The sequence below is a fragment of the Sphingomonas sp. SphC10 genome (assembly GCF_057004845.1).
Genome location: NZ_CM168044.1, coordinates 1,838,386 through 1,862,750, shown reverse-complemented (window position 1 = coordinate 1,862,750; position 24,365 = coordinate 1,838,386). Strand labels below are relative to the sequence as shown.

Annotated in this window: 23 protein-coding genes; 22 read left to right on the top strand and 1 reads right to left on the bottom strand. The window is 67.3% G+C overall.

Translation table 11 applies throughout. The annotated features are described in order from the left end of the window. The first annotated feature begins 4 nt into the window (after positions 1-4). The 13 genes from mraY (at position 5) to ACWKSV_RS08290 (ending at position 16,138) form a co-directional block, all read left to right on the top strand. The gene (gene mraY / locus ACWKSV_RS08350) at positions 5-1,075 is read left to right on the top strand and encodes a phospho-N-acetylmuramoyl-pentapeptide-transferase (protein WP_076716984.1); all 1,071 of its coding nucleotides are present in this window, start codon (positions 5-7) and stop codon (positions 1,073-1,075) included. After that, positions 1,072-2,358, top strand: coding sequence for a UDP-N-acetylmuramoyl-L-alanine--D-glutamate ligase (gene murD, locus ACWKSV_RS08345; protein ID WP_076716982.1), 1,287 nt, complete (start codon positions 1,072-1,074; stop codon positions 2,356-2,358). Before mraY ends, murD begins: the two co-directional genes overlap by 4 nt. Then, on the top strand, positions 2,355-3,584 hold the full coding sequence (locus tag ACWKSV_RS08340) for an FtsW/RodA/SpoVE family cell cycle protein (RefSeq protein ID WP_076716980.1): 1,230 nt from the start codon (positions 2,355-2,357) through the stop codon (positions 3,582-3,584). Before murD ends, ACWKSV_RS08340 begins: the two co-directional genes overlap by 4 nt. Continuing rightward, positions 3,581-4,732, top strand: coding sequence for an undecaprenyldiphospho-muramoylpentapeptide beta-N-acetylglucosaminyltransferase (gene murG, locus ACWKSV_RS08335; protein WP_056434222.1), 1,152 nt, complete (start codon positions 3,581-3,583; stop codon positions 4,730-4,732). Before ACWKSV_RS08340 ends, murG begins: the two co-directional genes overlap by 4 nt. Next, positions 4,729-6,144, top strand: coding sequence for a UDP-N-acetylmuramate--L-alanine ligase (gene murC / locus ACWKSV_RS08330; protein ID WP_338468933.1), 1,416 nt, complete (start codon positions 4,729-4,731; stop codon positions 6,142-6,144). Before murG ends, murC begins: the two co-directional genes overlap by 4 nt. Then, a complete protein-coding gene (murB, locus tag ACWKSV_RS08325) occupies positions 6,141-7,028 on the top strand; it encodes a UDP-N-acetylmuramate dehydrogenase (RefSeq protein ID WP_172839682.1) in 888 nt (295 codons plus the stop codon). Before murC ends, murB begins: the two co-directional genes overlap by 4 nt. Positions 7,029-7,054: 26 nt before the next feature. Further along, positions 7,055-7,987 (top strand): D-alanine--D-alanine ligase, encoded by a 933-nt coding sequence (locus ACWKSV_RS08320; protein WP_237243619.1) that lies wholly within the window; start codon positions 7,055-7,057, stop codon positions 7,985-7,987. Next, on the top strand, positions 7,984-8,952 hold the full coding sequence (locus ACWKSV_RS08315) for a cell division protein FtsQ/DivIB (RefSeq protein ID WP_076716977.1): 969 nt from the start codon (positions 7,984-7,986) through the stop codon (positions 8,950-8,952). Before ACWKSV_RS08320 ends, ACWKSV_RS08315 begins: the two co-directional genes overlap by 4 nt. A gap of 7 nt (positions 8,953-8,959) precedes the next feature. Next, positions 8,960-10,219 carry a cell division protein FtsA gene (ftsA, locus tag ACWKSV_RS08310; protein WP_056434587.1) on the top strand — a complete coding sequence of 420 codons (1,260 nt, stop codon included), beginning with the start codon at positions 8,960-8,962 and terminating at the stop codon, positions 10,217-10,219. A 120-nt stretch (positions 10,220-10,339) separates the two neighbouring features. Continuing rightward, a complete protein-coding gene (gene ftsZ / locus ACWKSV_RS08305) occupies positions 10,340-11,869 on the top strand; it encodes a cell division protein FtsZ (protein WP_076716975.1) in 1,530 nt (509 codons plus the stop codon). Between the two features lie 365 nt (positions 11,870-12,234). Further along, positions 12,235-14,355, top strand: a complete 2,121-nt coding sequence (locus ACWKSV_RS08300) for an SPOR domain-containing protein (RefSeq protein WP_076718316.1) — start codon at positions 12,235-12,237, stop codon at positions 14,353-14,355. Beyond that, on the top strand, positions 14,352-15,518 hold the full coding sequence (locus ACWKSV_RS08295) for a deoxyguanosinetriphosphate triphosphohydrolase (RefSeq protein ID WP_076716973.1): 1,167 nt from the start codon (positions 14,352-14,354) through the stop codon (positions 15,516-15,518). Before ACWKSV_RS08300 ends, ACWKSV_RS08295 begins: the two co-directional genes overlap by 4 nt. A gap of 134 nt (positions 15,519-15,652) precedes the next feature. Then, positions 15,653-16,138 (top strand): hypothetical protein, encoded by a 486-nt coding sequence (locus ACWKSV_RS08290; RefSeq protein WP_076716971.1) that lies wholly within the window; start codon positions 15,653-15,655, stop codon positions 16,136-16,138. A gap of 97 nt (positions 16,139-16,235) precedes the next feature. On the opposite strand, the gene ACWKSV_RS08285 is transcribed toward ACWKSV_RS08290, so the two are convergent. Continuing rightward, on the bottom strand, positions 16,236-16,535 hold the full coding sequence (locus ACWKSV_RS08285; protein ID WP_076718314.1) for a hypothetical protein: 300 nt from the start codon (positions 16,533-16,535) through the stop codon (positions 16,236-16,238). A 229-nt stretch (positions 16,536-16,764) separates the two neighbouring features. On the opposite strand from ACWKSV_RS08285, the gene argS reads away from it, so the two are divergent. From argS to ACWKSV_RS08240, 9 genes are all read left to right on the top strand, one after another. Beyond that, positions 16,765-18,489, top strand: coding sequence for an arginine--tRNA ligase (gene argS / locus ACWKSV_RS08280; RefSeq protein ID WP_076716970.1), 1,725 nt, complete (start codon positions 16,765-16,767; stop codon positions 18,487-18,489). Beyond that, a complete protein-coding gene (locus ACWKSV_RS08275) occupies positions 18,489-19,229 on the top strand; it encodes an SPOR domain-containing protein (RefSeq protein WP_076716968.1) in 741 nt (246 codons plus the stop codon). The genes argS and ACWKSV_RS08275 overlap by 1 nt, the downstream gene beginning before the upstream one ends. A 51-nt stretch (positions 19,230-19,280) precedes the next feature. Continuing rightward, a complete protein-coding gene (locus tag ACWKSV_RS08270) occupies positions 19,281-20,291 on the top strand; it encodes a glycoside hydrolase family 3 N-terminal domain-containing protein (RefSeq protein WP_076716967.1) in 1,011 nt (336 codons plus the stop codon). A 231-nt stretch (positions 20,292-20,522) separates the two neighbouring features. Further along, the gene (locus tag ACWKSV_RS08265) at positions 20,523-21,248 is read left to right on the top strand and encodes a segregation and condensation protein A (RefSeq protein ID WP_056434202.1); all 726 of its coding nucleotides are present in this window, start codon (positions 20,523-20,525) and stop codon (positions 21,246-21,248) included. Further along, entirely contained in the window at positions 21,245-21,871 is a 627-nt protein-coding gene (scpB, locus tag ACWKSV_RS08260) for an SMC-Scp complex subunit ScpB (RefSeq protein ID WP_076716965.1), read from the top strand. Before ACWKSV_RS08265 ends, scpB begins: the two co-directional genes overlap by 4 nt. Before the next feature lie 153 nt (positions 21,872-22,024). Beyond that, positions 22,025-22,261, top strand: coding sequence for a Sec-independent protein translocase subunit TatA (locus ACWKSV_RS08255; RefSeq protein ID WP_056434199.1), 237 nt, complete (start codon positions 22,025-22,027; stop codon positions 22,259-22,261). A 32-nt stretch (positions 22,262-22,293) separates the two neighbouring features. Beyond that, entirely contained in the window at positions 22,294-22,752 is a 459-nt protein-coding gene (tatB, locus tag ACWKSV_RS08250) for a Sec-independent protein translocase protein TatB (protein WP_076716963.1), read from the top strand. Next, the gene (tatC, locus tag ACWKSV_RS08245) at positions 22,749-23,534 is read left to right on the top strand and encodes a twin-arginine translocase subunit TatC (RefSeq protein ID WP_076716962.1); all 786 of its coding nucleotides are present in this window, start codon (positions 22,749-22,751) and stop codon (positions 23,532-23,534) included. Before tatB ends, tatC begins: the two co-directional genes overlap by 4 nt. 235 nt (positions 23,535-23,769) lie before the next feature. Further along, complete coding sequence (locus tag ACWKSV_RS08240; protein ID WP_076716960.1) at positions 23,770-24,084, top strand: hypothetical protein; 315 nt, start codon at positions 23,770-23,772, stop codon at positions 24,082-24,084. The last annotated feature ends 281 nt before the right edge of the window (positions 24,085-24,365 follow it).

The window sequence follows — 24,365 nt, the reverse complement described above, 5'->3', positions numbered from 1 at the left end:
TTAGATGCTGTACTGGATCGCGGAGCATCTCGGGTTTCCGGGGCTTCTCAACCTCATCCGTTACCAGTCGTTCCGAACCGGCGCGACGGTGGCGACCGCGCTGTTCATCGGCCTGATCATCGGGCCGCGCTTCATCGGCTGGCTGCGCGTCCGCCAGGGCAAGGGGCAGCCGATCCGCGCCGACGGGCCGCAAACCCACCTCGCCAAGCGCGGCACGCCGACCATGGGCGGGCTGATGATCCTGACCAGCATGACGCTGTCCATCCTGATCTGGATGAACGTGTTCAACCCGTTCGTCTGGGCGTGCCTGTTCGTGACGCTCGGCTTCGGTGCGATCGGTTTCCTCGACGATTACGACAAGGTGCGCAAAGCCTCGACGGCGGGCGTATCGGGCAGGACCCGGCTGCTGCTGGAATTCGCCATTGCGGGCGTCGCGGCGTGGATCATCATGGGGCAGAACGGGCCGCATCTGTACCTGCCCTTCACCTCGCGCATGTATATCGACCTGGGCTATTTCTATCCGCTGTTCGCCGCCTTCACGATCGTCGCGTTCGGCAATGCGGTGAACCTGACCGACGGGCTGGATGGCCTTGCGACCATGCCGGTCATCATCGCCAGCGTCGCGTTCATGGTCATCGTGTATCTGGCGGGCAACGTGAAGTTCGCCGATTATCTGGGCATTCCGCATGTGCCGGGGGCGGGCGAGCTGGCCATCTTCTGCGGCGCGGTGGTCGGCGCAGGGCTGGCGTTCCTGTGGTTCAACGCGCCTCCGGCGGCGGTGTTCATGGGCGACACCGGCAGCCTGGCGCTGGGCGGCGCGCTCGGCACCATCGCGGTCGTCGCGCATCATGAGATCGTGCTGGGCATCATCGGCGGCCTGTTCGTGGTCGAGGCGATGTCGGTCATCATCCAGGTCTTCTTCTACAAGCGGACCGGCAAGCGGGTGTTCCGCATGGCGCCGATCCACCATCATTTCGAACAGCTCGGCTGGTCGGAGCCGACGGTCGTGATCCGCTTCTGGATCATCGCCTTCGTGCTGGCGCTTGCGGGCCTGTCGACGTTGAAGCTGCGATGATCGTTTCGCGCGACTGGGCGGGAAAACGTTACGCGGTGCTGGGGCTCGCACGCTCCGGCGCCGCGACCGTTTCGGCGCTGCTGGCGGGCGGGGCGAGCGTGGTGGCATGGGACAGCGATCCCGCCAAGCGCGAGGCCTTTGCCGCGCATGACCGGCTGAGCATCGCGCCGCTCGACGATCTGTCGGGCTTCGACGCACTGGTCGTGTCGCCGGGCGTGCCACTCAACACCCATCCGCTGGCGGCCGCCGCGCGAGCGGCGGGGGTGCCGGTCATCGGCGACATCGAGCTGTTCGCGCAGGCGCGGCGCAATCTGCCGCCGCATAAGGTCGTCGGCATCACCGGCACCAACGGCAAGTCGACCACCACCGCACTGGTCCACCACATCCTGAAGACGGCGGGCGTGCCGACCCTGATGGGCGGCAATATCGGCCTACCGATCCTGGGGCAGGCACCTCTCCCCGAGGGTGGCGTCTATGTGCTGGAGCTGTCCAGCTATCAGATCGACCTGACGCAGAGCCTGGATTGCGACGTCGCGGTGCTGCTGAACATCACGCCCGATCATCTCGACCGTTATGACGGCTTTGCGGGCTATGCTGCGTCAAAGGCACGGCTGTTCGCGATGCAGTCCGCTGGGCATGTCGCGGTCGTCGGCACGGGCGATGAGGCCTCGGCCCATATCGCGCAAGGGCTCGCCGGGAGGACCGACGATCTCGTCACCATCGCCACCAGCGGTATCGACCAGAGCCGCTGGCCCGCGCTGCAAGGTCCTCACAATGCGCAGAACGCCCAGGCCGCCATCGCCGTGGCGCGAGCGCTGGGCATAGCCGAGGACGCTATCGAAGCGGGTCTGCGCACCTATGCCAGCCTGCCGCACCGGATGCAGCATGTCGCGACCCGGAACGGCGTGGCCTTCGTCAACGACTCCAAGGCGACCAACCCGGAGTCCACCGCGCCCGCACTGGCGGCCTTCCCCCGCGTCCATTGGATCGTCGGCGGCAAGCGCAAGGGAGACGACCTCGACGCCTGCACGCCGCATCTTGGTCATGTCGTCGCGGCCTATACAATCGGCGAGGCCGCGCCGCTGTTCTTCGACTTGTTGAAGGACAAGGTGCCTGTGGTCGACCAGTCCGGCACGCTGGAGGCGGCGGTCGCCCATGCGGCTGCCGCGGCGCAGCCCGGCGACACGGTGCTGTTGTCCCCGGCCTGCGCCAGCTTCGACCAGTTTCGCGACTACGAAGCACGCGGCGACGCATTCCGCGCCGTCGTGGAGGCGCTGGCATGAGTGATCGCGCACCCAAGACCCCGCGCCCCGGCCTGATCGGATCGATGAAGGGCCGGGGCGGGCGTGGCGACCGTTCGCCGCTCGGCACATGGTTCTGGGATATCGACCGGGTGCTGCTGCTGCTCACCCTTTTCCTGATCGCCATCGGCCTGATCGCGGTCGCCGCCGCCAGCCCGGCGACCGCGATGCGCTATTCGGGCGAGCACAGGAAATTCGCGCCGCTCTATTATTTCTGGCGACAGGTGATGTGGGTCGGCGTCTCGCTGCCCGTGCTGTTCGTCGTTTCAATGCTGCCCGTCGTCACCGCACGGCGCATGGCGGTGCTGGGGACAGGCGTGCTGATCGCGATCCTGGCGGTCACGCCCTTTATCGGGGTGGAGATCAACGGGGCGCGGCGCTGGATCGGCTTCGGCTTTGCGCAGTTCCAGCCGTCCGAGTTCCTGAAGCCGATGTTCGTGGTGACGACCGCCTGGCTCCTGTCGCTCAAGGCCCGGGAGCGTGACCTGCCCGCCACGCTGATCACCATGGGGCTGACCGGGCTGGTCGCGGGCCTATTGATGATGCAGCCGGACTTCGGCCAAACCATCGTCTTCTGCGTGATCTGGGCGGCGTTGCTGATGATCTCCGGAACCCCGATGCGGATCATGCTGGGGCTCGCCGCCATGGTGCCGGTCGGGCTGACCGCAGCCTATATGTTCTACAGCGTGGCGCGGAACCGCATCAACGCGTTCCTCTTCCCCGATGTCGACGGCGAGGGCGCGGCCGACCACTTCCAGGTCAATGCCGCCCACAACACCCTGACCGCAGGGGGCTGGACCGGGACCGGGCCGGGCGGGGGCACCGCCAAGTTCGGCCTGCCGGAGGCGCATACCGATTATATCTTTTCGGTGATCGGCGAGGAATTCGGGCTGATCGCCTGCTCGATCATCGCGCTGGTCTTCCTGGCGATCGTGGTGCGCGTGTTCGTGAAGCTGCTTGACGAACAGGACGAGTTCAAGCTCTACGCCGCCTCCGGGCTGGCGGTGCAGTTCGGCGCGCAGGCGCTGATTTCGATGGCGGTGAATACGGGGCTGGCCCCGTCCAAGGGGATGACCCTGCCGTTCATCAGCTATGGCGGCTCGTCGATGATCGCGCTGTCGATCGGGATGGGGTTGTTGCTGGCATTCACCCGGCGCAATCCGTTCCTGACGCGCAGCCCCTATGTAGTCAGGTGGAGCGGGCAATGAGCCGTCACTTCGTCCTCGCCGCCGGGGGTACCGGCGGCCATATGGTTCCCGCCGCCGCGCTGGCGGCGGAGCTGACCCGGCGCGGCCACCGCGTCGCCTTGGTGTCCGACGCGCGCGGCGTGCGTTTTCCGGGGCTGTTTGAGGATATCCAGACGCATGTCCTGCCCGCCGGGCGCTTTTCGGGCGGGCCGGTCGGCTGGGCCAAGGCGCTGCGCGAGATGTGGCGCGGCCGGGCCATGGCGCGCGAACTCTACAAGACCTTCCGTCCGGCGGCGGTGATCGGGTTCGGCGGCTATCCGGCGATGCCCGCTCTGCTGGCGGCGTTTGCGGAAGGGATCCCGACCGCCATCCACGAGCAGAACGCCGTGCTGGGCCGGGTCAACCGGCTGGTCGCGGGCAAGGTCGATGCGATCGCCTTGTCCTATGAGGATACGCAGCGGCTGAGCGCCAAGCACGGGGACAAGACCCGGCTGGTCGGTAATCCGGTGCGCGACCAGGTGCTGGCGCTTCGCGCGCGGCCCTATCCGCTGCTGGAGGAGGACGGCATCTTCCGCGTCCTCGTCACCGGCGGCAGTCAGGGCGCGAGCATCCTGTCCCAAGTCGTGCCCGATGGCCTCGCCATGCTGCCCGTCACCTTCCGGCGGCGCTTGCAGGTGACGCATCAGGCGCGGATCGAGGATATCGACGCGGTGCGCGCCAAATATGCCGAGCATGAGATTCCGGCCGAACTCGCCACCTATCTGCCTGACCTGCCCGAGCAGCTCGCCTGGGCGCATCTGGTGATCGCGCGGGCGGGCGCCTCGACGCTGGCCGAGCTGACGGTTGCGGGCCGCCCGGCGATCCTGGTGCCGCTGCCCTCGGCGACCGACGATCACCAGACGGTGAACGCGCGCGAGATGACGAAGGCGGGCGGGGCGCGGACCATCGCGCAGGGTGACTTCACACCCGTGGAACTCGCCAAGCAGATGCAGAAGCTAGGCCTCGACCCGGCGGCGCTGGAAAATGCGGCGGGCCGTGCCCGCGCTTGCGGACGGCCCGAGGCGGCAAGCGATCTCGCCGATCTGGTCGAAAGCCTCGACGCGCCGCGCATGGTCTTGCCGGTGGGCAAATCGCAAAGGACACGGAATTTGGCGGGAGCAGGCGCATGAAGGGCGTCGCCACGGATATCGGCACGATCCATTTCGTCGGCATCGGCGGCATCGGCATGTCGGGCATTGCCGAGGTGATGAAGAATCTCGGCTACCGGGTGCAGGGCTCCGACGTGGCCGAGGGCTATGTGGTGCAGGGCCTGCGCGACAAGGGTATCCCGGTCGCCATCGGGCACGCGGCGGACAATCTGGGCGATGCGGCGGTGGTCGTGACCTCGACCGCGATCACCCGGTCGAACCCCGAAGTCGAAGCGGCCCTCGAACGTCGCATCCCCGTGGTGCGCCGCGCCGAGATGCTGGCCGAGCTGATGCGGTTGAAGTCGACCGTTGCGGTGGCGGGTACGCATGGCAAGACCACGACCACCTCGATGGTCGCGGCGCTGCTGGATGCCGGGGGCGTGGACCCGACCGTCATCAATGGCGGCATCATCAACAGCTATGGCTCGAACGCGCGCCTGGGCGCCAGCGACTGGATGGTCGTCGAGGCGGACGAGAGTGACGGCAGTTTCCTGCGCCTGGACGGCACGATCGCGGTCGTGACCAATATCGATCCCGAGCATCTCGACCATTATGGCTCGTTCGACCGGGTGAAGGACGCATTCGTCGAATTCGTCGAGAATGTGCCCTTCTACGGCGCGGCCTTGCTCTGCCTCGACCACCCGGAGGTGCAGAATATCCTGCCTCGCGTTCGCGACCGGCGCGTCGTGACCTATGGCTTCTCGGCGCAGGCGGACGTGCGCGGCGTCAACGTCACGCCGATTCCCGGCGGCAACCGGTTCGAGGCGATCATCCGCAACCGCGACGGCTCCAGCCGTTCGATCGAGGGCATCGAGCTGCCCATGCCCGGCCGTCACAATGTCCAGAACGCGCTGGCTGCGATCGGCGTAGCGCTGGAGCTGGGCATCGAGGATGCGACCATCCAACAGGGCTTCAGCCAGTTCGGGGGGGTCAAGCGGCGCTTCACCAAGGTCGGCGAGATCGCGGTCGATGGCGGCTCGGCGACCGTGATCGACGATTACGGCCATCACCCGGTCGAGATTCGCGCGGTGCTGGCCGCCGCGCGTGAAGGCGCGCGCGGTCGTGTGATCGCGGTGGTGCAGCCGCACCGCTTCACTCGGCTCGGCAATCTGATGGAGGAGTTCCAGACCGCCTTCAACGATGCTGATCGCGTGCTGGTGACGCCGGTCTTCGCGGCGGGAGAGCCGCCGATCGAGGGGGTGGACGCCTCCGCCTTGGTCGAAGGGCTGAAGCGCCGCGGGCATCGCTCGACCGCGACGGTCGCCGACGCCGATGCGCTGGCCGAGGAACTGGCGGGCTCGATCCGCGCCGATGACATGATCGTCTGCCTGGGCGCGGGCGACATCACCAAATGGGCGGCGGGTCTGGCGAGTGCAATCGAGGCGCGCCGATGAACCTGCCCGATACCGCCGGCCGATTGACGCACGCCGCGCCGCTGGCGCCGCTCGTGTGGTTCAAGGCGGGTGGACCGGCTGAATATCTGCTGGAGCCCAGGGACACCGACGACCTGTCGGCTTTCCTGAGGGGGCTCGGGGGCGACACGCCTGTCATGGCGCTGGGGCTCGGTTCCAATCTGATCGTGCGCGACGGCGGCGTGCCGGGCGTCGTGATCCGGCTCGGCAAGCCGTTCAGCTATGCGCGGGCCGGGGAGGGACACCGCATCACCTGTGGTGGCGGCACGTCGGGCATTCTCGTATCGTCCAACGCGCGCGATGCCGGGATCGGCGGGCTGGAGTTTTTGCGTTCGATCCCCGGCACGGTCGGCGGCTTCGTGAGGATGAACGGCGGCGCCTATGGCCGCGAAGTGGCGGACGTTCTGGTCTCCGCCACGGTCGTGCGTCGCGACGGCATGGTCGAGACGCTGGGCGTCGCCGATCTGGAATACACCTATCGTCACTCCAACCTGACCGACGGCACGGTGGTGGTCGAGGCGACCTTCCGGGGCCACGCCGCCGAACCTGCCGATATCCAGGCCGAGATGGACCGCATCGCCGCCGCGCGTGAGGCGTCGCAGCCGCTGCGGTCCAAGACCGGTGGCTCGACCTTCAAGAATCCGGACGGGCACAAGGCCTGGGCGCTGGTCGATGCGGCGGGCTGTCGCGGGCTGACGCTGGGCGATGCGCAGGTGTCGGAAAAACATTGCAATTTCCTGCTCAACCTCGGCAACGCCACGGCGGCGGAGATCGAGGCGCTGGGCGAGGATGTACGCGCCCGGGTCAAGGCGCAGTCGGGCGTTTGCCTCGAATGGGAAATACAAAGAGTGGGAATCGCGAAGTGACCGACAATCTGCATATCGCGGTTCTGATGGGCGGCTGGTCGGCGGAGCGGCCGGTGTCGCTGATTTCCGGCGCAGGCGTCGCCGACGCACTGGAGCGGAACGGCCACCGCGTCACCCGGATCGACATGGACCGCGATCTTGCGGCCAAGCTGACGCAAGCCAAGCCGGATATCGTCTTCAACGCGCTGCATGGTTCGCCTGGCGAGGACGGCACGGTGCAGGGGATGCTCGACCTGCTGGGCATTCCCTACACCCATTCGGGCCTCGCCACTTCGGTCATCGCGATCGACAAGGTGCTGACCAAGCAGGCACTGGTTCCCCATGGCATCCCCATGCCCGGCGGCCGCATCGTGAAGTCGGAAGACCTGTTCGCCGCCGATCCGCTGCCGCGCCCCTATGTGCTCAAGCCCGTCAACGAGGGGTCCTCGGTCGGCGTCGCGATCGTCACCGACACCAGCAACCATGGCCAGCCCATCGCACGCGATGCCGCCGGTCCCTGGGCCGAGTTCGAGGAATTGCTGGCCGAGCCCTATATCCGAGGCCGTGAGCTGACGACCGCCGTGCTGGGCAACCGCGTGCTGGGAGTCACCGAGCTGAAGCCGAAGAATGGCTGGTACGACTTCGACGCGAAATACACCGACGGCCTGACCGAGCATGTCTGCCCCGCGCAGATTCCCGACGAGATCGCCGAGGCGTGCAAGTCGCTGGCACTCGAGGCCCATCGCATCCTGGGCTGTCGCGGTGCCTCGCGCTCCGACTTCCGCTGGGATGACGAGCGCGGTGTCGACGGCCTGTTCCTGCTGGAGGTCAACACCCAGCCGGGCATGACTCCGCTCAGCCTGGTGCCCGAACAGGGCCGCCATGTCGGCATGGATTACGACACGCTGGTCCAGGCGATCGTCGATGAGGCGGTCCAGTGGTACAAGGCCCGTCCAACCGTGCAGGAACGCGCGGGATGAGCCGCACGATCAAGCGCGGCCCCCCGCCGCGCCGTCCGGCGCCGCGTCGCCGCCAGCCGGTCAAGCGCGTCACGCTGGCGCAGCGCCTGCTGGCCAAAGTGCCGGTCAGCGAGGAGACGATCAAGAAGGCCGTCACCTGGACCATCCTGGGTGGTGCGGGCGCAGCGGTGCTGGCGGTCGCGACCTATGTCGGCGTGCCCGGCATGATCGGCACCGCCATCGCCGAACAGGCGGGCCATGCCGGATTTCGTGTCCAGCAGATCGAGGTGACGGGCCTGAAGCGCATGGACCGGATGACCGTCTATGCCGTCGCGCTCGACCAGCAGAGCCGGGCGATGCCGCTGGTCAATCTGGAAGACGTGCGTGCCAAGCTGCTCCGCTATGGCTGGATCAAGGACGCGCATGTCTCGCGCCGTCTGCCCGACACGCTGCTCGTCGATATCGAGGAACGCAGCCCGGCGGCGGTCTGGCAGGACAATGGCCAGCTGACCCTGATCGACGCGGGTGGCGTACTGCTGGAGCCGGTACGGCCTGAGGCGATGCCCGACCTGCCGCTGATCATCGGGCCGGGCGCGAATTTGCAGGAGCCCGCTTACCAGGCATTGCTGTCCGCCGCACCCGCGCTGAAGCCGCGCGTGAAGGCGGCGACCTGGATCGGCAATCGCCGCTGGGACATCACCTTCGACAGCGGCGAGACGCTGGCGCTGCCCGAGGATGGGGCAGGGGCGGCGCTGATGAAGTTCGCCGCGATGGACGGCTCGCGGCCGCTGCTCGGGCGCGGCTGGCTGCGCTTCGACATGCGCGACCCCGCAAAGCTGGTTGCGCGAAAGCCCGGTTTGAATCAGAATCACGCGCTCGCCGATCCGGCCAAGGCCGGGGATGTGGGTAGCGATCCGGCGTCCGGGAATGACGCGGGTGGGGCGGCATCCGAAGGGGCGGCGGCTCCGGGGGCAGTACAGGGGTAGCAAGGTCATGGCAAAGATTGCGCCCGAAGGGTTGATTACCGCGCTGGACATCGGGTCGTCCAAGGTCTCCGCGCTGATCGCGCGCAAGGGCGATGGCGGCGAACTGATCGTGCTGGGTACCGGCCAACGCGAGAGCCGGGGCGTCAAGCGCGGCTATATCGCCGATATGGGCGCGACCGAGGCGGCAGTGCGCGAGGCGGTCGAGCAGGCCGAGCGGATCGCCGGGCTGAACATCGAGAATGTCTGGGTCGGTTTCTCGGCCGGTGGCCTGGTGTCCGACGTGGCCGAGGTCGAGTTCGAACTGGGCGGCCATCAGGTCGAGCAGGGCGATATCGACGCGCTGCTGGCGGCCGGGCGCAACTCGATCGATCCGCAGGGGCGCATGGTGCTGCATGCGCAGCCCGCGCTCTACACGCTCGATGGGCTGACGGGGGTGAAGAAGCCGCTGGGGCTGCATGCCGACCGGCTGGGCGTGCACATCCATGTCGTCGCCGCCGATGGCTCGCCGGTGCGCAACCTCGACCTGTGCGTCCGCTCGGCGCATCTGGAGGTGAAGTCGATCATCGCCGCCCCCGTCGCGACGGGCCTTGCCTGCCTGTCAGATGAGGAGCGCGAACTGGGCGTCGCGCTGGTCGAGATGGGGGCGGGGATCACCAATGTCTCGCTGTTCGCGGGCGGGATGCTGGTCGGCCTGTGCTCGCTACCGATGGGTGCGGCGGACATTACCGATGATGTGGCCTCGGCCTTCGGCACGCGCCGCCAGATGGCGGAACGGATGAAGTGCTTCCACGGCTCGGCCAATGCGTCGCCGCGCGACAATCACGACATGATCCAGGTGACGCCCATCTCGGCCGAGGACGGCGGCGATACGATGCAAATCACCAAGGCGCAGCTGATCGGCGTGATCCGCCAGCGGCTGGAGCATCAGATGGGCGAGATCCGCAAGGCGCTCCAGCATCTGAAGTTCGAGGGGCCGGTCGGGCGCCAGGTCGTGCTGACCGGCGGCGGGGCGGAGCTGAAGGGCATTGCCGACTACGCGCAGCAGGCGCTGGGCCGCTCGGTCCGGATCGGCCGACCGCGCGGGCTGACCGGCCTGCCCGATGCGCATGGCGGACCCGCTTTCGCGACGCTGGCGGGGCTGGCTTTCTATGCCGCGACCGACCCGATCGACCTGCGCAGCATCCCCGCGGTGAACCAGACGGTGCACCGGCCCAGCGGCATGGGGCTGTTCCGGCGGCTGATTCAGGCGGCCAAGGCAAATTATTAGAGAAAAGCGTCTTATGCCTGACGCTTTTGGGTTGGCACTTGGCCCAGGTCTGGTGCACTAACGGTTAATTCATGGGCCCGGTCTTTGCGTACCGACCGGGAACGGCGGAGTAGAATTGGGATGAGCATCGAATTCATCGCACCCGAGGTCGACGAACTGACGCCGCGTATCGCGGTGATCGGCGTCGGCGGTGCCGGCGGCAACGCGATCGCGAACATGATGCGCGCCGAGGTACAGGGCGTGGATTTCCTCGTCGCCAACACCGACGCGCAGGCACTGAAGCAGTCGATCGCGCCGCAGCGTATCCAGCTGGGCGCGAAGATCACGCAGGGGTTGGGCGCGGGCAGCCGTCCCGAGATCGGTCGTGCGGCCGCCGAAGAGACGATCGACGACCTGTCGCGTCTGCTCGAGGGCAGCCACATGTGCTTCATCGCCGCCGGCATGGGCGGCGGCACCGGCACCGGTGCGGCCCCGGTCATCGCCAAGGCGGCGCGCGACATGGGCATCCTGACCGTCGGCGTCGTGACCAAGCCCTTCGCCTTTGAGGGCAATCGTCGCGCCAAGTCGGCCGATGGCGGCATCGAAGAGCTTCAGAAATATGTCGATACGCTCATCGTCATCCCCAACCAGAACCTGTTCCTGATCGCCAACGCCAACACGACCTTCAAGGAAGCGTTCGCGATGGCGGACGAGGTGCTGCAGCAGGGCGTGCGCGGCATCACCGACCTGATGGTCATGCCGGGCCTCATCAACCTCGACTTCGCCGACGTCCGCTCGGTGATGCAGGAGATGGGCAAGGCGATGATGGGCACCGGTGAAGCCACCGGCGACAATCGCGCGATCGAGGCGGCGCAGAAGGCGATCGCCAACCCGCTGCTCGACGGTGTGTCGATGCAGGGCGCCAAGGGCGTCATCATTTCGATCACCGGCGGCGACGACATGCGCCTGCTCGAGGTCGACGAGGCCGCGAACCACATCCGCGAGCTGGTCGATCCGGACGCCAACATCATCTGGGGCTCGGCCTTCAATCCCGAGCTGGAAGGCCGTATCCGCGTGTCGGTCGTGGCGACCGGCATCGATGCCGACCTGAAGGTCGCGCCGTCGCCTTCGGAAGCGAACCGCAGCGGCTTCAGCATGGGCGGCATGGCCCGCAAGTCGGACGAAACGCCCAGCTATCGCCCGAGCGAGCCCGCCGCCGCCCCTGCGCCGCAGGCCAGCGTGGCCCCGGCCGCCCCGGTCGAGCAGCCGGTCGCGGCTCCCGCACCGGCCCCGGTGGCCGCTCCCGTCGCATCGAACGTCGCCGCACCGGTCGCCAAGCCCGCGCCCGCACCGGCCCCCGCGCCGGTGGCGGATGACGAGTTGGTGCTGGGTGCCGACACCATCGTTCCGGCTCCCGCTCCCGCCACGCCGTCGCATCCCGCCGCCGTCGAGCCCGCGCCGGGCAGCGACGAGGCTCGCCGCCGCTGGCTGGCCCCGGGCAGCGAAGCCGGTGAGGCCCCCGCACAGCCCGCGCCGCGCGTGAAGCTGGGTGGCACGCTGTTCGAGCGTATGTCGAACGCGGCCCGTGGTGCGCAGCGTGACGAGAATGCGCAAGGGTCGGACTCGTCGCTGGACATTCCGCGCTTCCTGCACCGGCAGAATAACCAGTAATCTCCCGCCCGGCTTGCCGGGACGAGGATAGGGTAGGGGCCCGCGCGAGATGATCGCGCGGGCCTTTTTCGTTTTGGGTAGCTACGGCTGCCTGCATCGCTCTCGGCTGGCCCCCCCGACCCCCTCCCGCCTGCGGGAGGGGGAGCTCTGGTGCGGGGGCGTTACTTGGCCTTCAAGTGTCGATAAAGCTCCCCTCCCGCAGGCGGGGGGGCTGGGGGAGGGCAGGGCGGCAAGCTGCGCGGTCAGAGGCAATCCCAAGACCGCCATCTCCCCCTATTGGTCGACCGTGCGGAGCAATCGGGCGCGTGGCGCTTGCCTTAGCCATTGCCGCCGCCCGCGAAACACGCTTTATGGGCGATGGTCCCATGACGTTCGCACTTTTTCCCCGCGCTTCGCTCGCGCTCGCGTTGGCCCTCGCCGCCGCGCCCGTGCCCCTTCTCGCACAGGAAGTGGTTCAGCCGCTTCCCGGCACCACCGATGCCGACAAGCTGGGGGACGTAATGCGCCGCGTCGCGCAGAACCCCCGCAACGTCGATGCGCTGGTCGAGGCGGCGGAGCTGTCCATCCATCTCGACGACCTGTCGGGCGCCGCATCGCTGCTGGCGCGCGCGGAGAAGGTCGATGCCCGCGATCCCCGGGTCAAGGCGGGCATGGCGTCGATCCTGGTCCGTTCGGAACGCCCCGGCGAGGCGTTGCGCTATTTCACCCAGGCCGAGGCGGCGGGCATGCCCGCGGCGAAGTTCGCGGGTGATCGCGGCCTGGCCTATGATCTGATCGGCGATCAGGCACGGGCCCAGCGCGATTACCGGCTGGCGCTGGCCAATGGCGCGGGTGACGAGATCATCCGCCGCTATGCGCTGTCGCTCGGTATCTCGGGCCAGCGGGAGCAGGCGCTCGAACAGCTCGATCCGCTGCTGCGCAAGACCGACCGCGCGGCATGGCGGGCACGGGCCTTCATCCTGGCGATGGGGGGTGAACTGCCTGAGGCGACGCGGATCGCCTCGACCATGATGCCGCCGCAACTGGCGCAGGGGCTGCAACCCTTTTTTCAGCGGCTGCCCAGCCTGCCCGCCGTCGACCGCGCCTTTGCCGTGCATTTCGGTGAGACCCGCCCGACGCCCGAGCGGCTGGCCGATGCGAAGCTGGCTCCCAACCTGCCGCCGCTGACCCCGGAAGCGCCGGTGGCGCTGGCCTCCGCGCCGGTGACGACGCCTGCTCCGATTACGTCTCGTGAGGAGCGTCGGCGCGGCGGGCGCAACGCGCGCGGTGTGGCGATGGCGGCCAATACGACGCCGGTCACGCCCGCGCCGGTGCAGATGGCGTCGACGATCACGCCCCGCGTCGTGGCGGCCGCCGCGCCGATGCGGATGGTCCAGCCCTTGCCCCAGCCGCAGCCGACGCCGCAGACGGTTCCGCAAACGCAGGCCCAGCCGCAACCCCAGCCGCAACCCCAGCCGCAACCCCAGCCGGGCTTCTCCAGCGCCTTGCCGACGGCCCCCGAAACCCGTTCACCGGTGGCCATGGCATCGAACACCACGCGGCCGATGAGCCAGCCGTTGTCCGCCGCACCGGCCACGGCGCCCGCGACGCCCGCCGCAACGACGCCCGCCCCGGTGACGTCGAGCCCGACCACGGCCACCGCCATGGTGCAGCCGCTGCCCACCGCCACGCCGTCGACGCCGCCGCTCCAGATGGTGCAGGCCATCCCCGCACCGGACCCCGTGCCCGCCAAGCCCGCGCCGGTCGCCACCGCCATGGTCCAGCCGGTCCCCAGCCAGGCCGAAGAGCCCGCCCCCGCGCCACGCCCGACGCGGGTCGCGGCCCGCCGCACGCCGCCGACCCCGGCGCGTGGGGTACGCGAAGACTCGGTTCTGGCGCGGATCGTCGCCAATCTCTCCATCCCCGCCTCCGAACTCGGTGTGGAAGGCCCCGAGCGTCCCGCCGTCATCGCGGCCAACACGCCGGTGAGCAGCGGCGCGCAGCGTGTCGTCGCCGAGGCGCGCAGCAAGGCCGAGCGCGATCGCGAAGCGCGCGAAAAGGCCGCCGAGGTGGCGGACGCTGCCCCGCGCGCGCCCACCGCGGCCGAACGCAAGGCGGCCGCCGCCAAGGTCGCCGCCGAGAAGAAGGCTCTCGCCGCCAAAAAGGCCGAGGCCGAGAAGAAGGCGCTCGCCGCCAAGGAAGAGGCCGAGGAAAAGAAGCGTGCGCGCGCCAATCCCGAGCGTATCTGGGTCCAGGTGGCGGGCGGCGCGAACGAGGACGACCTGCCCAAGGCCTGGGCCGCGACCAGGGCGAAGGCGCCCGAGCTGTTCGCCGCGCGCAAGGGCTACAAGACCCCGATTCGCGCGACCCACCGCGTCCTGACCGGCCCGTTCAAGACCGATGCGGAGGCGCGCGCCTTCGTCAACCAGCTCGCCAAGAAGGGGGTCTCGGCCTTCCCCGTGACCAGCGATGCAGGGCAGGCGGTGACGCGGCTCGACGCCAAGTGAGCCGCTTCGCCCCCTGGGCTTCCTATCCCGAACACAGTCGGGGCCGCCGTCACGACGAGGCCTCGGGCCTGGCGCGCGGGCCGCGCGATGCGTTCCAGCGCGACCGCGACCGGATCATCCATTCGATCAGCTTCCGGCGGCTGCGTCACAAGACCCAGGTCTTCATGGCGCCCGACGGCGACCATTTCCGCGTCCGCCTGACCCACAGCCTGGAGGTTGCGCAGATCGGCCGCACGATCGCGCGGACGCTGGGACTGAACGAGGACCTGACCGAGGCGCTGTGCCTGGCGCATGATATCGGCCATCCGCCCTTCGGCCATGCGGGCGAGGATGCGCTGAAGGCTGCGCTGACCGAGCAGGGTGGATTCGACCATAACGGCCATACGCTGCGCACCCTGACCGAGATCGAACGGCCCTATCCCCGCTGGGACGGCCTGAACCTCAGTTGGGAGACGCTGGAGGGACTGGCCAAGCATAACGGTCCGGTGCGCCATCCCGGCTGGGCCTTGCGGGAGGCGGATGCGGGCTTTCCGCTCGATCTGGACAGCCATGCCTCGCTGGAGGCGCAGGTCGCGGCGCTGGCGGATGACATCGCCTATGACAATCACGATATCGACGACGGCCTGCGCGCCGGGCTGCTGACGCTCGACCAGCTGCTGGCCGTGCCGCTGGTGGCGCGGGGCTGGGACGCGGCGCGGGCGCAATTCCCCGATGTCGCCCCCAAAAGGCTGGCAAGCGAACTCATCCGCTCGCAGATCGGGGTGATGGTCAACGATCTGGTCGCCGAAACCCGGACCCGTATCGCCGAGAGCGGGGTGGGGGACGTGGCGGACGTTCGCGCGGCGGGCCAGGCGCTGGTCGGCTTTTCGGACGCGATGCGGATCGAGGAGCGCGACCTGAAGCGTTTCATGTACGCCAATCTCTACCACCACCCGCGCCAGCTGGCGGCGGCGGACGCGGCGCATGGCATCGTGAAGGGCCTGTTCGCGGCCTATCGCGCGGACCCGGCGCAACTGCCCCAGGAGTGGCGCGAGCGGTTGCCGGAGCAGGAACCGGCGCGCAGTCGGCATATTGCCGACTTCATCGCGGGGATGACGGACCGTTATGCGGTCCGGTGTTACCGTGAGGTTGTAGGCGATATCGACCTGCCTGAGGGTTTCTGACGAAAATTTTTATCCCTCACGGAGACATTCTTCCTGTCTCCTTCGTGAATTATCATGCTTGTACTGAAAAAGGCAAAGCTCAAGATGTTCAGGTAGAAGTGCATATGAACAGCATTGGGTGAGGGGGATAGGATATGCGAGTTAAGACACACGAACAGCTTGAGGCTGTCCGAGACGAATGTAAAAACTTGGTTACTAAGCGGGCTTTGGCAGCTGGTGCGGCTTCGGCAGTGCCTTATGCAGTTGCAGGTGTTGCGGCGGATGTTGCTATTCTTCTGGAACTGTTGCCGAAGATTAACCGAAAATTTGGGCTTGATCCGGACCAGATCGACGAACTGGATGAACAAATGCGTCAACAGGTTATTGTTATTGCAAGCAAAATTGGTTCGGAGTTGATTGGTAGGGCAATAACAAAGGAATTAATAACCTCTGTTCTCAAGGCGGTTGGCGTTCGCGCTACCACGAAGGCTGCAGCAAGTTGGGTCCCGATCATAGGGTCAGCTGTCGGGGGAGCCTTGGGGTTTGGAATGATGAAGTATGTCGGCAATCAGCACGTCGAAGAGTGCTATCAGGTGGTCAGCCGCTTGCTCAGTGAGCAGGAAGCAACTGCCAAATCATAGAAACCTTAGTATCAAAATATTCGTTTGATTTTCAAATAAAAAAGACCTGCCACTTTTGCTAAGTGGCAGGTCTTTCTTGGCTCGAATGAAGCAAGCTTTAGCGAGCGCTGGTCTCAACGCCGGCGCCCAGCGCGCCGCGGGCTTCGTCGGTGGTGAAGGCGACCTGGGTGTTGCCGGTCGTGCCGGTCACGCGGTGGCCCTTCACGACGAAGCGGAACGGCTCGCCGCCCGGATAGCGATGGCCCTGAATCACCGCATGGCCGTTCTCGTTCGAACGGGTGTAGACATAGGTGCTGCCCTCGTGAACGAAGCGCTGCTCGCCCTCGGCGGCGATCGCACCGATGGTGGGGACGGCGGCGACGACGGTGGCGGCCAGGATCAGAATGGTCTTGCGCATGATCGAAACTCCCGCATTTGCGTTGAGCCGGATCAGGTCCTCTCGCGCCTTGTTAGCGCTTCTACTTTCGTCGGCCGAAATATTGCGATGCAGCATGACCGGCAACTGCAAAGGACTTCCGCCTGATTGCAGTCGGTGCAATCGTCCCGCTGCCGCATACGCCATGATTTGAAGCGGGCGCTCGATTTCGCTAGAGCGCAACGCTTTGCTACCCCGATCGGACGATGTGATGACCCTCTACACCCGCTTTGCCGCGCATATCGATGCGGCGCTGGACACGCTGGTCGCCGCCGGCACGCTGCCCGGCGGGCTGGATCGCCGCAACGTGACGGTCGAGCCGCCGCGCGATGCTAGCCATGGCGACCTCGCCACCAACGCCGCGATGGTGCTGGCCAAGCCCGCAGGCACCAACCCGCGCGCGCTGGCGGAGGCGATCGCGGCCGAGCTGGGCAAGCTGGACGAGGTGGACAGCGTCTCGGTCGCCGGGCCGGGCTTCCTGAACATGCGGCTGAGGGAGGCGGCCTGGCGCGACGAGCTGGCCGCGATCCCGGCGGCGGGCGGCGATTATGGCCGGTCGACGCGCGGGAATGGCGTCACCGTCAATATCGAATATGTCTCGGCCAATCCTACGGGCCCGATGCATATGGGCCATTGCCGTGGCGCGGTGGTGGGCGATGCGCTAGCCACGCTGCTGGAATTTGCGGGCCACAAGGTCATTCGCGAATATTATGTCAACGATGCGGGCGGCCAGGTCGATGTCCTCGCCCGCTCGGCGCATCTGCGCTACCGCGAGGCGCTGGGCGCGACCATCGAGATCCCCGAGGGGCTGTATCCGGGCGAATATCTGAAGCCGATCGGCGCGGAACTCGCGGCCGAATATGGCGATAAATATGTCGACGCGCCCGAAAGCGAATGGCTGGTCCTGTTCCGCACGCGTGCGGTGGCGGCGATGATGGCGATGATCCGCGAGGATCTGGCACTGCTGGGCATCCATCACGACATCTTCTCGTCGGAGGCCGAGCTGCAGGCGGCGGGCAAGCCCGAGGCCGCCGAAGCCGAGTTGCGCTCGCGTGGCCTCGTCTATGACGGCGTGCTGGAAGCGCCCAAGGGCGAAACCCCCGAGGATTGGGAGCCGGTCGAGCTGCCGTTGTTCCGCTCCAGCCAGTTCGGCGACGATCAGGATCGCCCGATCAAGAAGTCGAACGGCGCCTGGACCTATTTCGGCGCCGACCTGGCCTATCACTATCAGAAAGCGCAATCCGCCGATCAGCTGATCGACATCTGGGGCGCCGACCATGCGGGCACCGTCAAGCGCATCGTCGCGGCCGTCGAGGCGCTGACCGGCGGCAAGACCAAGTTCGACGTCAAGCTCGTCCAGATGGTCCGCCTGTTGCGCGGCGGCGAGCCGGTGAAGATGTCGAAGCGCGCGGGCAATTTCGTCACCCTCGCCGATGTCGTGCGTGAGGTCGGCAAGGACGTGGTGCGCTTCACCATGCTGACCCGCCGGGCGGACGCGCAGATGGACTTCGACTTCGCCAAGGTGGTCGAGGCGTCGAAGGACAATCCGGTTTTCTATGTCCAATATGCCCATGCGCGCATCGCCTCGCTGAAGCGGCGCGCAGCTGAGGCGGGCATCGAGGACGGTACGGCCGACCTGGCGCTGCTCGACGCCGAGGATCTCGCGCTGGTGAAGCTGGCCGCGCAGTTCCCGCGCATCGTCGAGACGGCGGCGACCGCGCGTGAGCCGCATCGCGTGGCCTTCTACCTCTATGACCTGGCCGCCGCCTTCCACGCGGCCTGGAATGTCGGGAACGACCGGGTCGATCGTCGCTTCCTGATCGCGGAAGATGCCGAACTGACCCGCGCGCGTCTTTTCCTCAGCGAGGGGATCGGGCAGATCATACGCAATGGTCTGGCGCTGATGGGCGTCGAAGCCGTGTCGGAGATGAAGTGATGGCGAACGAAACGGACGGCCGCGCCCTGGATCTGGACGAGGCGGATCGCCTTCCCTGGCTGGAAACCGTCGAGGCCGATGAGCCCGAGGGCGTCGGCATCGGCAAGGTGATCGCGCTGGTCATTCTGGGCCTCGCCATTCTGGCCGCGATCGGCTTCGGCTTCTACAAGTGGCAGGCGCATCGTGCAGCGACGGACGGCGACGGCGCGGTGATCGCCGCGCCCGAGGGCGACTATAAGGTCCGCCCGGCCGATCCGGGCGGCCTGAAGATCAAAGGCGAGGGCAACACCGCCATCGCCACCAGCGCGGGCAAGCCCGGCGGCACCGGCGCGATCGACCTGCGCGCCGTGCCCGAAGCGCCGATGAACGGCACGCGCGTCGTACAGAAGCCTGCCGAGCCCAATGGTGGCCGCAATGCCGTGGCGCAGGTGCCGGAATCGGGTGGCAAGCTCGTCGCCCCCGCACCCGTGGCGGCGGCGCGTGCCCCCGCGGCGGCCCCGAGCGGCGGTGCGATGGTCCAGCTGGGCGCATATCCCAGCGAGTCCTCGGCCAATGCTGCTTGGGACCGTTTCTCGAAGCGCTTTTCCTATGTCGCCGCGCTGGGCAAGGTGGTCCAGCCGGTCGCGTCGAACGGCAAGACCCTGTATCGCCTGCGCGTGAATGCCGGGTCGGCCAACCAGGCCGCCGATATCTGCGGTCGCCTGCGCGTGGCGGGCGAGAGCTGCTTCGTCGCCAGCTGATCGACCATGCCCCTTTCCCGCCGGTACGGGGAAGGGGCCGGAGTTTCGTCCATGATCCCCGTCATTTTCGGCCTGTCCGGCCCGGTGCTGACCCCCGACGAGCGGGCATTCTTCGCCTCGGTCGAACCGGCGGGCTATATCCTGTTCAAGCGCAACATCGTCGACCGGGCGCAGGTCCGCGCGCTGACCGACGATCTGCGCGCGCTGGCGGGGCGGGATGATCTGGCGATCCTGATCGATCAGGAAGGCGGCCGTGTCGCGCGCATGGGGCCGCCCGAATGGCCCGCTTTCCCCGCCGGGCCGGTCTTCGCGAAGCTATACGAAAAAGCGCCGATGTCGGCGATCCAGGCGATGCGCGCCAATAGTCAGGCGCTGGGCGTGATGTTGCGCGAGGTCGGGATCACCGTCGACTGCGCGCCGCTTCTGGACGTGGCGCAAGCCGACACCACCGAGGCGATCGCCTGTCGCGCCTATGGCACCGAACCGATGCAGGTGGCCGCATTGGGCCGCGCCATGCTGGAAGGGCTGGCGGCGGCGGGCGTGGTCGGCGTGGTCAAGCATATGCCCGGCCATGGCCGCGCGCTGGTCGACTCGCACCATTTGCTGCCGACCGTCACCGCCGACGAGGCGGCGCTGGAGGTCGATCTCGAACCCTTCATCACGCTGTCGGGCGCGCCGATGGGCATGACCAGCCATATCGTGTTCGAGGCCTGGGACGCCGAGCGCCCCGCCACCCTGTCGCCGACCGTGATCGAGCGGATCATACGCGGGCGGATCGGTTTCGATGGCCTGTTGATGACCGACGACATCGACATGAAGGCGCTGTCGGGCACGGCAGGCGAGAAGGCGGCGGGGGCCTTGGCGGCGGGATGCGACCTCGTCCTCGACTGCTGGGCGCGGATGGACGAGATGGTCGAGATCGCCGGGCGCGTGCCGCCGATCACCGAAGCGGCGCGGGCGCGGCTGGACCGTGCGATGGCGAGCGTCGGCGCGGGCGCGGGCGACTTTGCGGAGCTGATCGCGCGCCGCGATGCGCTTCTTGCGCTTGCGGCGTTGGAATAGGTAACGCCCTAATCCTCCCCAAGCTTGCTTGGGGAGGGGGACCATCGCGCCAGCGATGGTGGAGGGGCGGGACGAACCGGCCAAGCCCCTCCACCACGCCCTGCGGGCGCGGTCCCCCTGTCCATCGAAGATGGGGAGGAATTGGAAAGAGCCGATCTTCTCTCTCCATCGGTCTGGCACCCGCCACGCGCCGTCTCGCCATCCCGCATCATCGCCGCTAAGCAATGGGGGATGACGGGGGAACAGCTAACGCTTGATCTGGACGGGTGGGAAGGGCCGCTCGATCTGTTGCTGTCGCTGGCCCGTTCGCAAAAGGTCGACCTGCGTCAGATTTCGATCCTGGCCTTGGTCGAGCAATATCTGCGCTTCGTCGACAAGGCGGGGCGGATGCAGCTTGAACTGGCGGCCGATTATCTGGTGATGGCCGCCTGGCTCGCCTATCTCAAATCCTCGCTGCTGCTGCCTCGCCAGCCCGAGGAGGAGCCCGACCCGGAGGAAATGGCGCTGCGCCTGCAACTCCGGCTGGAGCGGCTGGCGGCGATGCGGGAATGCGGCGCGCGGCTGATGGCGCGTGATCGGCTGGGTCGCGACGTCTTCCCGCGCGGCGCGCCCGAAGGGCTGGCGGTGCAGCGCAAGGCGATGTGGCAGGCCGAGCTGTACGACCTGATTTCCGCCTATGGCCGGATCAACGCGCGCACCCGCCCGGTCATGCATGTCGTCGCCGACCGACAAGTCATGACGCTGGAGGCGGCGCTGGAGCGGGTGTCGATGCTGGTCGGCAGCCGGATCGACTGGTCGGCGATCGAGACCTTCCTGCCTGACGGCAGTGAGCGGTTGCGGCGGTCTGCGCTGGCGTCGAGCTTCCTCGCGGTGTTGGAACTGGCGCGGCAGGGTAAGGTCGAACTCCGCCAGGCCGCGCCCTTCGCGCCGCTGCTGATCCGCCAGCCCGCGCCATGACCGAGATCGACCCGATCGTGCGCGCCGTCGAGGCGGTACTGTTCGCCTCGCCCGAGCCGATGAGCGTGGATTCGATCCGCGCGCATGTCGGCGTCGGCAGTCGTGGGGGCAAGGGCGGCGGCGATATCCGTGCGGCCTTGGAGCAGTTGGAGGCGCAGTATCGCGGGCGCGGCATCATGCTCGTCCGGCGCGGCGACCGCTGGCATTTCCAGACCGCGCCCGATCTCGCCCATCTGCTCCGCCGCGACCGCGAGGAAGCCCGCCGCCTGTCGCGCGCCGCCATCGAGACGCTGGCGATCATCGCCTATCAGGAACCCGTCAGTCGGGCGGAGATCGAGGCGATACGCGGCGTCGCCATCTCCAAGGGGACGCTCGACGTGCTGATGGAGGCGGGCTGGGTGCGTCCCGCCGGACGACGCGAGGTCCCGGGGCGGCCGCTCATCTATGCGACGACGCCCGCCTTTCTCCAACATTTTGGGCTGACCAGCAGGCGGGACCTGCCGGGGCTGGAGGATCTGCGTGCCGCCGGGCTGCTCGATCCGGTCGATCTGGCGCTGGAGCGGATGGGTGAGGAGGATATGCCCGACGCGTCCCCGGATTTGAGTGAGGAGGAACGCGATTGAGCGCTTTCCTTTGCGTCATGGCCGCGTCACAATGCTCCGCCACGGCCCTCGCATCCCCGATCGGGGGCCATGCCATCGCTCGACCATTGCCGCTGGCCCATTGCCGCTGGTGATGCCAAAGCCTAGATAGATAGAAATTCCAGGAGACGTGCCATGGGCAGCTTTAGCCCGATCCACCTTCTCGTCCTCGCAGTCGTCGCGATCCTTCTGCTCGGCGGCGGGCGTTTTTCCAACCTGATGGGCGATGTCGCCAAGGGTGTGAAGAACTTCAAGAAGGGCATGGCCGAGGAAGACGAGACGCCTGCCAAGCCGTCGGCGCGTATCGAGGCGCAGAAGTCGGCCGAGCCCGCCTTCGATCGCGATGGCGAGCGCGTGCGCGACGATCGCTGATCCCGGTCCGTTAAAGCCAGCAGCGGACTTTCATGTTCAACATCGATTCCAGCGAGTTCCTGCTGGTCGCCATCGTCGCGCTCGTCGTGATCGGTCCCAAGGACCTGCCCAAGGCGATGCGCGTCGTCGGCTATTGGGTGGGCAAGGCGCGCGGCGTCACGCGCCAGTTCCGCCAGGGCTTCGACAATATGGTCCGGGAGGCCGAGTTGGAGGAAATGGAGAAGCGCTGGGCCGCGGAGAATGAGCGGATCATGCGTGAACATGCCGCCGACACGCCTCCGCATGTCGATGCCGAAGCGACGTCGTCTGCTACGAGCCCGGCGGCGGCCTTGCCTGATCACACGGCGCCCGGTCACACGGCGCCCGATGCGACGCATGGCGATGCCCATGCGGATCACAGCGATCGGCCGGTGATGGTCGAAAAGCCCGTGGTCGCGCCCGCACCCGCCAGCGAGCATCCCTCGCGCGGCACCGAGGGGGCGGCATCGTGAGCGACCAGGAAGATATCGATGCCAGCCGCGCACCCCTGCTGGAGCATTTGATCGAGCTGCGTCGGCGGTTGCTCTACTGCATCATCGCGGTGGGCTTGGCCTTTGGCGTGTCGATGTATTTTTCGGAATCGATCTTCGGTTTCCTGGCCAAGCCGCTGCTGCGCGCCGGGCAAGGCACGCTGGTCTATACCCAGATTTTCGAGGCGTTCTTCGTCCAGGTGAAGGTGTCGTTCTTCGCTGCGATGATGATCTCCTTCCCGGTGATCGCCAACCAGTTGTGGCAATTCGTCGCGCCGGGTCTGTACCGCAAGGAAAAGAAGGCGCTGCTGCCCTTCCTGCTGGCGACACCCGTGCTGTTCCTGATGGGGGCGGCGATGGCCTATTACATCGCCATCCCGATGGCGCTGCACTTCCTGCTGGGTTTCGACGGCATGGTGGGCGGGGTGAAGCGCGAGGCGCTGCCTGCGATCGGCAATTACCTGTCCTTCGTCATGCAGTTCCTGTTCGCCTTCGGCTTGGCCTTCCTGTTGCCGGTGCTGCTGATGCTGCTGGAGCGGGCGGGGATCGTCACCCGCAAGCAGCTGATCGGTGCGCGGCGCTATGCGATCGTCGCGGCGACGGCCGTGGCGGCGGTGCTGACCCCGCCCGACCTGATGTCGCAAGTGCTGCTCGCGGTGCCGCTCATCATTCTCTACGAGCTGGCGATCATCGGCATCTGGTTCACCGAGCGGGCGCGGTCGAAGCAGGCGGCCGTGGAAGAGGATGCCGACGTGGTGGCGTGATCGGCTGGAGCTTGGAAGTGTGAGGGTCTCGGTGAAAGCCGAGGCCCTTTTTTATTAGGCTGAGCGGGCGTGGCCTTCGACTTCGCTCAGGCTGAACGGCGGTTGGGGTTTGCCCTTTCCCCACTGCGTTCAGCTTGAGCGCGGTCGAGGGCCACGGGTAGCAGCGCCAGCGTCCGTAATCGTCATGTCTGCCATGGGTGGAAACCGGCCTTCGATCGGCGTAGCGTGCCGCCCTATGCGTAATGCCAAGCGAACGGAAAGCGGGAGGATCTCGGTCGACGGGGAGGACTTCGCATGGCGCCTGCATCGCGAGCCGCAATGGTGCACTGCCGATGGTTGGCGTGGGATGGTGCTTGCCGTTCGTCATGTCGATGGCCAGCGGGAGGCATTGGTCGAGTGGCCGATGCCAAAGGCCGCGAGTCACAGCGTGCCTTATCGTCAGCGCCCGAAGATTGATGCGCCGCTGCTCAATCGCGCCGTGACCGCTGCCATTCAGGCCGGTTGGCAACCGCTTTCACGTGGCAAGCCCGTCAGCGTGCTGGTGGAGTAGTTCCGCGAGCGAAGGTTAGCGGAACGATCGGTTCTCGGCGAAAACGGACGTTGCGGTAACGAAGGATTCGTTGAAAGCTATCGCTCGCCCCCCTCGGCGTTCGGCCATGCATCGCAACGGAATGTCGAGTTTTGGGCGTTAGCGGCCCGTCCGCTATGTGTGGTTAGGGGGCATTCTTTCGTAACCAGTCCGGCTCGACTTGTCTCGCTTTAGTGACGTGCTTCAGGCGCACGCTTGGCCTTCCAAACGTGGTCTCTGCCACCTCTCCATCGACACGAGCC